Origin of the sequence: Candidatus Marimicrobium litorale (assembly GCF_026262645.1) — a bacterium.
Lineage (GTDB): Bacteria > Pseudomonadota > Gammaproteobacteria > Pseudomonadales > Halieaceae > Marimicrobium > Marimicrobium litorale.
This window is the reverse complement of sequence record NZ_SHNO01000002.1, coordinates 193,397-206,311: the sequence shown is the minus strand read 5'-3', so window position 1 is coordinate 206,311 and position 12,915 is coordinate 193,397. Positions and strand designations below refer to the sequence as shown.

Annotated in this window: 13 protein-coding genes; 2 read left to right on the top strand and 11 right to left on the bottom strand. The window is 58.7% G+C overall.

Annotation, left to right across the window (positions count from 1 at the left end; genetic code table 11):
• Positions 1–31 precede the first annotated feature (31 nt).
• The 7 genes from EYC82_RS17325 to hrcA all read right to left on the bottom strand — a co-directional run bounded on the left by EYC82_RS17325 (position 32) and on the right by hrcA (position 7,981).
• Positions 32–1,072, bottom strand: a complete 1,041-nt coding sequence (locus tag EYC82_RS17325; RefSeq protein WP_279250888.1) for an LLM class F420-dependent oxidoreductase — start codon at positions 1,070–1,072, stop codon at positions 32–34.
• Between the two features lie 123 nt (positions 1,073–1,195).
• The gene (gene trxA / locus EYC82_RS17320; RefSeq protein ID WP_423243925.1) at positions 1,196–2,050 is read right to left on the bottom strand and encodes a thioredoxin; all 855 of its coding nucleotides are present in this window, start codon (positions 2,048–2,050) and stop codon (positions 1,196–1,198) included.
• Between the two features lie 59 nt (positions 2,051–2,109).
• A complete protein-coding gene (gene dapB, locus EYC82_RS17315; protein WP_279250886.1) occupies positions 2,110–2,913 on the bottom strand; it encodes a 4-hydroxy-tetrahydrodipicolinate reductase in 804 nt (267 codons plus the stop codon).
• Positions 2,910–4,031 (bottom strand): molecular chaperone DnaJ, encoded by a 1,122-nt coding sequence (gene dnaJ / locus EYC82_RS17310; RefSeq protein WP_279250885.1) that lies wholly within the window; start codon positions 4,029–4,031, stop codon positions 2,910–2,912. The genes dapB and dnaJ overlap by 4 nt, the downstream gene beginning before the upstream one ends.
• Positions 4,032–4,175: 144 nt before the next feature.
• Complete coding sequence (gene dnaK / locus EYC82_RS17305) at positions 4,176–6,107, bottom strand: molecular chaperone DnaK (protein WP_279250884.1); 1,932 nt, start codon at positions 6,105–6,107, stop codon at positions 4,176–4,178.
• Positions 6,108–6,203: 96 nt separating this feature from the next.
• Positions 6,204–6,848: a nucleotide exchange factor GrpE gene (gene grpE / locus EYC82_RS17300; RefSeq protein ID WP_423243927.1), complete on the bottom strand. Its 645-nt coding sequence runs from the start codon at positions 6,846–6,848 to the stop codon at positions 6,204–6,206.
• 83 nt (positions 6,849–6,931) lie between these two features.
• Positions 6,932–7,981, bottom strand: a complete 1,050-nt coding sequence (hrcA, locus tag EYC82_RS17295) for a heat-inducible transcriptional repressor HrcA (RefSeq protein ID WP_341475073.1) — start codon at positions 7,979–7,981, stop codon at positions 6,932–6,934.
• A 134-nt stretch (positions 7,982–8,115) separates the two neighbouring features.
• Between hrcA and recN the strand changes: the two genes are divergently transcribed.
• Positions 8,116–9,765 carry a DNA repair protein RecN gene (gene recN, locus EYC82_RS17290; protein WP_279250882.1) on the top strand — a complete coding sequence of 550 codons (1,650 nt, stop codon included), beginning with the start codon at positions 8,116–8,118 and terminating at the stop codon, positions 9,763–9,765.
• On the opposite strand, the gene fur is transcribed toward recN, so the two are convergent.
• Positions 9,762–10,178, bottom strand: coding sequence for a ferric iron uptake transcriptional regulator (gene fur, locus EYC82_RS17285; protein WP_279250881.1), 417 nt, complete (start codon positions 10,176–10,178; stop codon positions 9,762–9,764). The two genes, recN and fur, sit on opposite strands and share 4 nt — an antisense overlap.
• Positions 10,179–10,252: 74 nt before the next feature.
• Here fur and EYC82_RS17280 point away from each other — a divergent pair, with 74 nt between their 5' ends.
• Positions 10,253–10,609, top strand: a complete 357-nt coding sequence (locus EYC82_RS17280) for an outer membrane protein assembly factor BamE (protein WP_279250880.1) — start codon at positions 10,253–10,255, stop codon at positions 10,607–10,609.
• 100 nt (positions 10,610–10,709) lie between these two features.
• On the opposite strand, the gene EYC82_RS17275 is transcribed toward EYC82_RS17280, so the two are convergent.
• Genes EYC82_RS17275 through EYC82_RS17265 form a run of 3 tightly spaced genes read right to left on the bottom strand, consistent with a single transcriptional unit; the run spans position 10,710 to position 12,870 of the window.
• Entirely contained in the window at positions 10,710–11,024 is a 315-nt protein-coding gene (locus EYC82_RS17275; RefSeq protein WP_279250879.1) for an RnfH family protein, read from the bottom strand.
• Between the two features lie 4 nt (positions 11,025–11,028).
• Positions 11,029–11,460 (bottom strand): type II toxin-antitoxin system RatA family toxin, encoded by a 432-nt coding sequence (locus EYC82_RS17270; protein WP_279250878.1) that lies wholly within the window; start codon positions 11,458–11,460, stop codon positions 11,029–11,031.
• Between the two features lie 33 nt (positions 11,461–11,493).
• Positions 11,494–12,870 carry a sodium-dependent transporter gene (locus tag EYC82_RS17265; protein ID WP_279250877.1) on the bottom strand — a complete coding sequence of 459 codons (1,377 nt, stop codon included), beginning with the start codon at positions 12,868–12,870 and terminating at the stop codon, positions 11,494–11,496.
• Between the last annotated feature and the right edge of the window lie 45 nt (positions 12,871–12,915).

The window sequence follows — 12,915 nt, the reverse complement described above, 5'->3', positions numbered from 1 at the left end:
CAACTGCACAGACAGGTTTGCAAACCGCAGACTACAACAGTTCTTTGGCAAACAGTTCCATCACTTCGACATTGCCGACAGACAGCAGCATCGAGCCCACTTCACCGCGTTTACCCGCCTCTTTCCAGGGAACGAGGCGCTCTTTGATGCGCTCCTTGGGTCCCACCAGAGCCACTTCGTCAAGCAATTCATTCGGGACCAGCGCCGTTGCCTCCTCCTTATCACCCGCAAGGTACAAATCCTGGATGCGGGTGGCGACCTCGCCATAGCCAAGGCGGCCCGCGTAGTCGTGATAAAAGTTTTTGCCTTTGGCACCCATGCCACCGATATAGAGTGCAAGCCAAGGCCTCAGTGCATCGAACGCCGCATCGAGGTCATCGTTGAGGGCCACTGTCACGAAGGGCGCAATATCGAAATCTTTCAGGCCCTTACCATGCCCGGCCTTCTCAAACCCCTGCTCAATGTGCTCTCCGAGGACATCGTATTTCTCGGGGTTCATCCAAACGGGAAAAACGCCGTCGGCAAATTCACCGGCACAACGCAGACCAGCAGGCGTGATTGATGCGGTGTAAATCGGCACGTCAGGACACGCGCTGAGAATAGATTTGAGCGGCTTGCCCAGCCCTGTAGTGCCCTCTCCATGATTAGGCATCTGGTAGACTTTTCCATCGAATTCAACTGGACCTTCGCGTTTCATGATTTCACGCATGATCTGGATGTATTCCTTGGTGCGCGTCACTGGCTTGCCGTAAGGCACACCGTGCCAACCCTCAACCACCTGCGGACCGGATGCGCCAAGACCTGCAATAAAACGCCCGCCCGACAACTGGTGCAGGGACATGGACGTCATGGCACACATCGCGGGCGTGCGTGCGGGCATCTGCATAATCGCCGTACCGACCTTGATCTTTTCGGTCTGGGCGAGAATCCATGAGGCTGTCGTTACGGCGTCATTGCCATAGGCCTCTGCCGTCCACACGGAATCGAAGCCGACGGATTCCGCCTGTCGGATTAAGTCGATCGGAACACTGATTTCTTTACCGGAATAGCCCAGCAGAAAGCCCAATTTCATAAGTCATCTCCAGTGTCAGCCCGACTCAGAAGTCGCGGCTATCGTTCAGGTCATTGTTGGTCTCGCGCTGCATTTTGCCTGATGGCAGCAGGAATTGGCAAAACTTGTTTTGCGGTGACATTCTCAGTACAGCAGGCTGTAGAGCTTACGCTGATACTCCACCGCCAGCGGATCGCCCTTGCCCAGCGACGAAATCGTATCCAGCAGCATGCGTTTGGCCGCGCCCTCGCCGTGATCAAGATCCTTGCGCAGGATCTCCACCAGATGCTCCATGGCCTCCCGGAACTGCCCATTATCGGTATATTGCACGCCGAGCTGATAGCGCACATCGAGATCATCCGGGTTTTCTGCCAGTTTTTTCTCCAGGGCCTCTATTTCCGGTGACTTGGACGCCTCTCGCTTGATCTCCAGCTGTGCGCGCAACTGCTCATACGCGGCGTCCTTGTCGGCCATACGCACGCCGTCCAGCACCGTCTCCGCCTCATCGAGCCGCATAGCCTCAATCAGGGCATGGGCATAGGCCATGGTAATGCCATGTTCCTGATTAGAGTCGTTCCATGCCTGGCGCAGCAGAGTCAGTGCCTCGGTATAATCACCCTCGGCCATAGCCGCCTCGGCCTGCTGCACCAATGCGTCCCAGGGCTTGGGAAGATACTTAGCGAGCATATCGCGCACGAAGGTTTCCGTCTGGGCACCTGCAAAACCATCCACTGGCTGACCACCCTGGATGACCATCACAGTGGGTAAGCTGCGCACACCCAGCTGCTGTGCAATTCCCTGTTGCTCGTCTGCATTGACCTTGGCAAGCAAAAAAGCACCAGCGTATTCGTTGGCGATTTTTTCCAGCAAAGGCATCAATACCTTGCACGGCTCACACCAATCGGCCCAGAAATCCACTACGACCGGGCGCTTGTGGGACTCCTCTATCAACAACGCCGATGCATTGGTTTCATCGATGTTAACTATATGTTCAGTCACGTTCTCACCTTGCATAATTCAGTGCGCAATCGCTGCCCCGTGCGTGTCGATGCACAGCCCTAGAGCCCCAGTACGTCTCTCATGTCGTACAGTCCGGCTTTTTGCTCCGCCAGCCAACCGGCCGCGCGTACCGCGCCACGAGCAAAAGACATACGACTGGACGCCTTGTGGGTAATTTCCACGCGCTCGCCGTCAGCGGCAAATGTTACCGTATGGTCACCGACGATATCGCCGGCCCGCACGGTAGCGAAGCCGATCGTCTCTCGCTTACGCGCACCGGTCTGGCCCTCTCGACCATACACAGCGACCCTATCCAGATCGCGATCCAGCGCATCCGCCACCACCTGTCCCATACTCAACGCGGTGCCCGACGGTGCATCGATCTTATGTCGGTGATGCGCTTCATACACCTCGACGTCGACATCGTCGCCCAACACCCTGGCCGCCATATCCAATAATTTAAAGCACAGATTCACGCCGGTACTGAAGTTGGACGCCTTGCAAACGGCAATGCGTGTCGCCGCCGCATCGATAACCAGCTGTTGTTCCGGCGTAAAGCCGGTCGTCCCTATCGCCATCGCAACGCCTTTGTCGGCGCATACGGCAACATTCGCAGCTGTGGCCGCTGGCACCGTAAAGTCGATGAGCACATCAATACTATCGATGACAGACTCGAGGGAATCGACCACGGTGACGCCATTGCGCCCGAGGCCGGCCAACTCGCCGGCATCCGCGCCCAGCAAACTGCTCTGCGGGCTTTCAATAGCCGCGGTCAGTTGCAGGCCGTCCACCTGATCAATCGCCTCGACCAGCGTTCGGCCCATGCGTCCGGCAGCGCCGGTGATACCAATACGTGTTGTCATGTTGTCAAATCGTCAAAGAAATTCTTCACACCCTCAAACCAACTGGTCTGGCGCGGAGAATGGCTCTTGCCACCCTGCCCCAAACTGGCTCGAAGCTCCTCGATCAATCCCTTTTGTTCCTTGTTCAGTTTCACCGGCGTCTCCATGTCGACACGGCACAACAGATCGCCGACGCTGCCACCGCGCACCGGCTTCACACCTTTACCGCGCAAGCGAAACAGTTTACCCGTTTGCGTCTCAGCGGGAATCTTCAATTTAACGCGCCCATCCAGAGTCGGCACATCCAGCTCTCCACCGAGGGCTGCATCCGCGAAGGTGATCGGAACCTCGCAATACAGGTTTTTTCCATCACGCTCAAAAATGGCGTGCTGCCGTACCGACATCTGAACGAATAAATCACCGGACGGTCCACCCTCCGGACCCGCTTCACCCTCACCTGAGAGGCGAATACGGTCGCCGGTATCGACACCCGGCGGCACTTTGACCGAGAGGGTCTTGGTGGTTTCGACTCGACCCTGGCCATGACAACTGTTACAGGGGTCGCTGATGCTTTTGCCGCGACCGCGACAGGTGGGGCAGGTTTGCTGCACCTGGAACAAGCCCTGTTGCATGCGCACCTGGCCGACACCGCCACAGGTACCGCAGGTGGTCGGCGAGCTGCCGGGACTGGCGCCGGACCCGTCGCAGGTATCGCAGGCATTCAAGCTGGGTACACGGATTTCTACCGTGGCGCCCTTCACGGCATCCTCCAACGAGATGTCCAGTGTGTAGCGCAGGTCAGAGCCCCGCTGGGGACCTGAGCGACCGCGGCCGCCACCAAAAATATCTCCGAAGACATCACCAAAGATGTCGCTGAAATTACCGCCTCCAAAACCGCCGCCGCCCATGGAAGGGTCGACACCAGCATGGCCGTACTGGTCGTACGCCGAACGCTTCTCGGAATCGGACAGAATCTCGTAGGCCTCGGAGGCCTCTTTGAAACTGGCCTCTGCCTCGGCGTCGCCAGGGTTACGGTCCGGGTGACACTTCATCGCTACCCGGCGGTAAGCCTTTTTGACCTCCTTTTCATCGGCGCCCTTGCTGACACCAAGCACTTCGTAATAATCGCGTTTTGACATAAATTTCAGGTTACCGTAAATCATAAAAGGGGACAGATATTAAATCTGTCCCCTGCCAGGTGTTCACTGCGGAAGTTAGCCTCTCCCGGACCGCCGATGTGCGCGGCCCGTTGTTGGAGGCGTTCCCCAAGCGGCTCTAAAGCCTTACTTCTGGTCGTCTTTCACTTCCTCGAACTCGGCATCGACCACGTCTTCACCGCCTGCAGAATCGGACTCTGCTCCGGCTTCTGCTGCGGCCGCCGCTTCACCCTCGGCTGCCTGTGCCGCATACATCTTTTGCGCCACGGGGCCCGTTGACTCAGTCAGCGCGGTCGCTGCCGCATCGATTGCCTCCTTGTCATCCGCCTTGAGGGACTCCTCAGCCTGCACGATAGCCGCTTCGATGGCTGCCTTTTCCTCTTCAGTGGCGTGCTCGCCCGCCTCTTCGATGGTCTTTCTGGCCGCGTGCACCAAGCCATCACAGGTATTGCGAGCTGTTACCAGTTCCTCGAACTTGGCGTCCGCTTCGGCATTGGTCTCCGCGTCGGCCACCATTTGCTCGATGTCCTCCTCGCTCAGACCGCCCGATGCCGTGATGCGGATAGACTGCTCTTTACCCGTTGCCTTGTCCTTGGCAGACACGTGCAGAATACCGTTGGCATCGAGGTCGAACGTTACCTCGATCTGCGGCATGCCGCGCTGCGCCGGGGGAATATCCGCTAAGTCAAAACGCCCCAGCGACTTGTTGCCCGAGGCCTGCTTACGCTCGCCCTGGATGACATGAATAGTCACCGCTGTCTGGTTGTCCTCGTACGTCGAAAACACCTGCGACTTCTTGGTCGGAATCGTGGTGTTCTTTTCGATCAACGGCGTGGCTACACCGCCCGCGGTTTCGATACCCAATGTCAGCGGGGTCACGTCAAGCAACAATACGTCTTTCACATCGCCAGCCAGCACTGCGCCCTGAATAGAGGCACCCATAGCAACCGCCTCATCCGGGTTTACATCCCGGCGCGGCTCCTTACCAAAGTAATCTGCCACCTGCGTCTGAACCAACGGCATGCGTGTCTGACCACCGACCAGAATGACGTCGTCGATTTCAGAGGGTGACAGGCCCGCATCTTTCAATGCCATCTTCACCGGATCCATGGAGCGGTTGACCAGGTCTTCCACCAGGGCTTCCAGCTTGGCGCGGCTCAGTTTCACCACCAGGTGCTTGGGCCCGGTCGCATCCGCCGTGATGTAGGGCAGGTTAACTTCTGTTTGCTGGGCGCTCGACAGCTCGATCTTGGCCTTTTCAGCCGCTTCCTTCAGGCGCTGCAGGGCCAGGGGATCGTTGTGCACATCGATACCGCTATCCTTTTTAAACTCCTCCGCCAAATACTCGATGAGGCGCAGGTCAAAGTCTTCGCCGCCGAGGAATGTGTCACCGTTGGTCGACAACACTTCAAACTGGTGCTCTCCATCCACCTCGGCGATCTCGATAATAGAAATATCGAAGGTACCACCACCGAGGTCGTAAACCGCCACTGTGTGGTCACCCTTCGCTTTATCCATACCGTAAGCCAGCGCAGCGGCCGTCGGCTCGTTGATAATGCGCTTGACGTCGAGACCCGCGATGCGCCCGGCATCCTTGGTGGCCTGGCGCTGGGAATCATTAAAGTAGGCCGGTACAGTGACAACCGCTTCTGTGACCGTCTCACCGAGGTATTCCTCGGCGGTCTTTTTCATCTTGCGCAGTACTTCTGCCGACACCTGCGGTGGCGCCATCTTCTCGCCACGTGCCTCTACCCAGGCGTCGCCATTGTCCGCTTCTGCGATGGTGTAGGGCACCATCTTGATGTCTTTCTGCACGACATCGTCTTTGAACTTACGACCGATGAGGCGCTTCACCGCATACAGCGTGTTAGTCGGGTTAGTCACTGCCTGGCGCTTTGCGCTCTGACCCACCAGAATTTCACCTTCCTCGGTGTAACCCACGATGGAGGGTGTGGTGCGATCACCTTCTGCGTTCTCGATCACCTTGGGCTTACCGCCTTCAAGGACCGACACACAGGAGTTGGTGGTTCCAAGGTCAATTCCGATTATCTTTCCCATTGTCTTCTCCATTGTCCTGCCGGCTTACCACCGGCGCTAACTGTTTCGTCTGTTCTCTATATTGGCCCTTTCGGACCGATTTCAAGGGCGCGGCGTCTACGCGGGGCTCTTGCTCACCATCACCATCGCCGGCCGCACCAGGCGCCCATTCAGGGTGTACCCCTTCTGCATGACAGCGATGACCGTGTTGGGTTCTACCTCACCGTTCTCAACCATGGTCATGGCCTGGTGCAACTGCGGATCAAACGGCTCCCCCTGCGGGGACACCGGCTCGATACTGAACTTCTGCAGCGCGTCCAGAAAACTCTTGAGCGTGAGCTCCACCCCTTCGGCGATAGGCTTGAGAATCTCCTCGTCACCCTCGGCGGCTTCCAGTGCACGCTCGAGATTATCCACGACGGGCAGCAACTCATTGCAAAAGCGCTCCAGCGCAAACTTGCGCGCCTTTTCCACATCCTGCTCGGCACGGCGAATCGCATTCTGCGCTTCTGCCTGGGCTCGCAGAGCCTCATCGTGTGCGGTCGATACAGCTTCCTCCAGCCGGGCTATCGTCTCCTCCGGGCTCTCGGGCGTCTGCTCTTCGCCCTCTGTCTGGACCGGCTCCTGGGCCTCCTGTGCCGCGGGTTCCTGTTCCTGACCAGCCTCGGGCTGCTTCTGGTCTTCTTCGGCCACGCTCTTCCTCCAAATCTTGCTAGTTTCACCGGTGTGCCACAGCACTTCACGGACCTCAAACCCCGATATGAGGCCAAGGGGGCGCAATTCAAGCCCAAATAGAGAAAAAAAGCGAGGTTTTTAGCGCTGCGGACAGGGTGTTTTCTTACTGGCTAGCTCGACAGGGCCGAACTCAACATGCGGGCGGTGACATCCACGATGGGAATCACCCGGTTGTATTCCATGCGGGTAGGGCCAATCACCCCCAGCACGCCGAGCGTCCGCGCACCATCGCTGTAAGGTGCGGTGACCACACTGAAGTCGCCGAACACCTCGTAACCGGCCTCTTCGCCGATAAAAATCTGCACCCCATTCGCCCGGGTACAGCGCTCCAGCAAATGCAGCAAATCCTTTTTTCGCTCAAAGGATTCAAACAGGCCACGCAGACGGTCAAACTCCTCCGCCGTCGCCCCTCCCAGCAGGCGCGACTGCCCCGCCATGACATACTCATCGTCCTGCTCATCCTGTTCCAGCGCCTGGTTGGCCAGCGTAAGCGCTTCCTCGAGATAGTTATCAATCTGGCTGCGCGCCTCCTGCATCTCGCGCACAATACGCGATTGCACCTCGGACAGGGGGCGGCCAGCATAACGCTGATTCACCAGCACCGCAGCTTCTCTCAGCTCTTCCTCGGAGTAGACACGCCGGGTATGAATGATGCGATTTTGTACTTCCCGTTCATTCACCACCAATATCACCAACACCCGGTCACCCGACAAGGGCAGAAACTCAACCTGTCTCAACTGGTTGGTCTCCGGGCGGGGCACTGTCACCAGCCCGGCCTGAGCCGTAATACTGGACAGCAGGTGCGAAGCAGACTGCACCAGATCCGAGGAGGATTTATCGGGGTGCAACTCGGCGCGCAGCACCGACACGGCTTCCTGCTCCAGCGGCTGCACTTGCAGCAGGGAATCCACGAAGACCCGGTAACCCAGCGCCGTGGGCACGCGTCCAGCGGACGTGTGGGGCGAGTGTAAAAACCCCCGGTCCTCCAGATCCGACATCACGTTGCGAATCGTCGCCGCACTCACCGGCAAGCCCGCCGCCTCACGCAGGGTGCTGGAGCCGACCGGCTGACCGTCTCGAATGTGGTGCTCCACCAGCGTCTTTAACAGAACACTGGCGCGCTTTGAAATTTCACCTGCTGCCATACCCGTCGCATGCACAATTAACTCCCTGTGGTTGTATCACAGCAGGTGTCATTAACAAAGTGACGGAAAACGCTGAATAGTGATATACACGAGTGGTTTAAACCGGCCCCCGGACAGGGTATAACAGACAAAATAACGGCGACGACACCATGCTCACGCAACTCACTATCAGCAACTACACAGTGATTACCGCCCTGGAGATGGAATTCGGCAGCGGTATGACCGTTATCACCGGCGAAACCGGGGCGGGCAAATCCATCATGCTGGACGCCCTCGGCCTGTGTCTTGGCGACCGGGCAGATGCCAAGTCGATCCGCCACGGTTGCGACAAGGCCGAAATCAGCGCCAGCTTCGACCTCTCTGCCATTCCCTCGGCCGTCCACTGGCTCAAGACCCGGGATCTTGGCGACGGGGAAGACTGCCTGCTACGCCGGGTCATCACCCGGGAGGGCCGCAGCCGCGCCTACATCAATGGCAGCGTGTGCACCCTGCAGGATTGCGCCGACCTCGGCGCCCTGCTGGTCGATATTCACGGCCAGCACGCCCACCAGTCATTGCTGCGCAAACCGGTACAGCGGGAGATGCTGGACGCCTATGCGGGGCACAGGCCCCTGACTCGCCAGGTGGAGGAATGTGCCTCCGAGTGGTTGCGCAAGCAGCGCGAACTGGCCTTGCTGGCCGGCTCCAAGGACGAACACAGCGGACGGATGCAATTACTTGCCTACCAGGTTGAAGAACTGGACAGCCTGGACTTGCAGGCGGGCGAACTGGCCGAACTGGAGCGGGAGCAAAAACTGCTGGGCAATGCGGAGGACATTCTCAAGGATACCGAACAGGCACTGACGCTGTGCGAAGAACAGGCGAGCGGCCTGCACCAGGCGTTAAAACTAATCGATGGTGACACCCATACGACCGAGGCCGCCACCGATGCCCGCGCCCTGCTGGACTCAGCTGCCATTCAACTGAGCGAGGCACGGGGTGAATTGCAGCGCCACCTCGATACGGTACAGGTCAACCCCGAGCGACTGAGCACTGTGCAACAGCGCCTCGAAGCCATTTACGATGTCGCTCGCAAGCACAAGGTACTGCCCGAGAAGCTGCAGGAGATGCACCAGTCACTGCGGGAAGAACTCAAGGGGCTGGCAGGCGGCAGTGAGCGAATCGAACAGCTGGAAGCTGAGATGGATGGACTGGTTACCCAGTACGCCACCGACGCCAAGCGACTCGGCAAGCAGCGCCGCAGCGCGGCAAAAAAACTGGTCAAGCAAACCACCAAACAACTGGATTCTCTGGCCATGTCTGGCTGTCAATTCGAGATTGGCTTTCACCCGGTCAAGAACGATCATCCGCACCCCCATGGCGAGGAGGATATCGAATTTCTGATTAGCACCAACCCCGGTGCACCGCCGCGGGAATTGGGCAAAGTGGCCTCCGGTGGCGAGCTGTCGCGCATTAGCCTTGCTATTGGTGTGGTCACCGCCGATACCGCCACAGTGCCGAGCATGGTATTTGACGAGGTGGATGTGGGCATTGGCGGTGCCGTGGCAGAGGTGGTGGGCAAGTTACTCCGCGCCCTCGGTGAGCGCGCCCAGGTGCTCTGTGTCACCCACCTGCCCCAGGTCGCAGCCCAAGGCCGTCATCACCTGCAGGTGACCAAGGCAAGCGATGGGAAAACCACCGAAGCCGGACTGCGCTCACTCAGTGACGACGAAAAAGTCGAGGAGATCGCCCGCATGCTGGGGGGCGTCAAGATTACCAAGCAGACCCTGGCCCATGCGAAGGAAATGCTGGGCAGCTAGCCCTCTTTTTTGCGCACGTAGAGCACCAGAGAGTGATCCATCAGTTCGTAGCCGTGCTCTTCGGCAATCTCGTGCTGACGCTTTTCGATCACCGGGTCGGTAAATTCCACCACATCGCCACTGGCCACGCAGACCATATGGTCGTGGTGCTCGCCTTTGGCAAGCTCAAACACGGAATGCCCCGTTTCGAAGTGGTGTCGCGTCACCAGCCCCGCGTTTTCGAACTGGGTAAGCACGCGGTAAACCGTCGCTAATCCCACATCCTCACCCGCCGCCAACAGCGCGCGGTAGACGTCTTCTGCACTGAGGTGCTGGGAGCCGCCTTCGGACGCCTCAAGGATTTGGAGAATCTTGACGCGGGGCAGGGTTATTTTCAAACCCGCCTTGCGAAGTTCCTGATTTTGCTCGGCCATGGACCCGGGGCTTCTCTGTGCTGTCTGGGAGAGGTATGATGCCATTCCTCTAATGCAAGTGGAAGTTTTATCCGATGCGGCTACTGCTGATTTTACTCTCGATCACGACGCTTACCGCCTGCGGTTGGTTCGGCTTTCCCGGTGTGTATCGTCTGGATATCGAACAGGGCAACATCGTCACGCAGGAAATGGCAGGTCAGCTGCAACCCGGCATGACCAAGCGGCAGGTGCGCTTTATTCTGGGCACCCCGCTGGTGGAGGACACGTTCAATCCGGATCGGTGGGATTATATCTACGTAAAACGCAACGGCATGAAAGTGCTGGACCAGTCGAAACTCACGGTCCTCTTCGATATGGACCTGCTGGTCGATGTCATCGGCTCAGAAGATCTCGTTCCCATAGAATGGGGCGGCGATAACCCCGATATCTAGTTTTTCCAACTCCGGCTACTCCGGGGCGCGCAAACCGTAATACCCAGCACCGCACTGAACTGGTCAGTGGCGCACCGCGCCGACCGATGCCCGTGAGGCGCTAGGGCGTATCCTGTTCTCGCCGCTCCTTGGCGCGCTGCGCCCGGGCCTTGCGCACATCCTTGGGATCGGCAATAAGAGGACGGTATATTTCTACGCGCTCACCCGCCTTGAGCACTTGCTTGGCCGCCACCACGTGACCAAAAATACCAAACTTCGCATTGTCGAGATCGATCTCTTCGAACTTGCCGGCAATACCGGATTGGCGCACCGCCTCCAGCACCGAGGCGCCCTCGACGATCTCCACTTCGAGTATCGCCTGCTTCTCGGGGAGGGCGTAGGCGACCTCTACAATCATTGTCTTGTCTTCGCTCATTGTCTTAACCGTATAAGTGTGCGGCGCGCCGACCAACGGCATCGACCAGGTTACTGGACACTTTTTCAAACAACCTGGAGGCCGCCAGGCCGAGCACCGCGCTGCTGAAGGTAAACTCCAGTTTCAAGCTCATTTTACACGCCGATTCGTCCAATACACGAAAGTCCCAGCGCCCGAAAAACGCATCAAACGGTCCATCAACCAGCTCCAGTGTAATCGCCTCGCCCGCCAGCATCCGGTTGCGGGTAGTGAAACTCTGGCGAATGCCGCCGCGGGCCAGATCGAGGCGGGCCTCCAACTGGTTTTCGCCGCGGCTGAGCACCTCTGCTCCCACACAGCCGTCCATAAATAATGGGTAGGCCTCAACGTCGTTCACCAGTTCGTACAACTGCCCGGCGTTGTAGGGCAGCAAAGCGCTGCGGTCAATGGTGGTCATGCACTGGGCTCCACGTTGATAGCTTGCTCCTGCTCATACAATTCCCGACTCCCCCAGGGCAGACATCAACAGGAGCAGCGCGATCGCCGGCGGCGCAATATAGCGCAACAGGAAGTACCAGAGCGAGAAAAACCGATCTGACTCCCGCGCCAAACCCTCACGCAACAGCTCAGGCGAGAGGCGCCAGCCCACCAGCAGGGACAGTAAAAAGGCGACCACCGGCAGCAAGACGCCCGCAGTCAGAATATCGAACAGGCCCAACAGATTACCACCACCCAGCGACGGAAAGGCGTTACCCGGCCCGAGCGACACCACCACCGCCTGCGCCATCAACCAAACCACCGCCCCAACCACCAGACAGGCCGTGAAACGCGACAGTCGCAGATGACGGATCAGGCCCGCCACAATGGGCTCCTTGATCGCCACCGCCGAGCCGAGGGCCGCCACGGTCATCAGCAGAAAAAATACCGTGCCGGCCAACTCGCCTTGCTGCAGGTTACCAAAGGCATACGGCAGGCTGATAAACAACAGGCCCGGGCCCACGGCGGGCTCCAGATTGTTGGCAAACACCACGGGGAAAATCGCAATACCCGCCAGCAAGCCAAACAGCGTATCGAATAACGCCACGGCAATCACCGACCGCCCCGGGGGAATATCGCCGGCCGCATACGCCCCGTAACTGATGCCCGTGCCCACGCCAATCGCCAGCGTGAACAACGCGTGCGCCAGCGCCATTAACACCGTGCGGGGCGAGAAGTCTGCCATGCGTGTTGTAAACAGAAAATCACCGGCAGCCTCGATATTGCCATTATCGAAATTAAACTTGATCAGGAAGGCCAGCAGCGCGACGGCCAGTGGCACTACCAGCCAGACCAGCAGCGCCAGGCCGCGCCGGATACCGAGCACCAGGGTGCCGGCGGCCATCAACAGGAACAGGCTTTGCCAATACATCTGGGGGGCGGGGTCGCTGAGGTAACCGGCAAAGTGTTGCCCTACTTCGACCGGGACCGCGGATGAAAAAACGCCACTGTGCATAAAGCCGGCATACGCCATACACCAGCCCGCCACCACAATAAGACAGGACAGAATAAGCAGCCCACAAACAGAGGCCAGCACGCCCACCAACCCCCAGCCCCGGGATAACCCCGACGCATCGCCCGCCCGATGAATAGCCGCAACGGGGCCAGGCCCGCCCTGGGCGCCCAGCACGACCTCGGCAATTAACAGGGGCACTGCTACCAGCAACAGGCACGCCACATAGCTGATCACGAAAGCGCCGCCACCGTATTCGCCGGTGAGGTAGGAAAAACGCCAGATGTTGCCGAGCCCGATCGCCGCGGCCGACAGCGCGAGGAAAAACGTCGTCCGCGTGCCCCACTGGTCATCGCTGCCGACAACGGCCTTTGTCATCTCAAAAAAGCCATACTATTCATCAGCTTAGACTGCCCCAGCTGG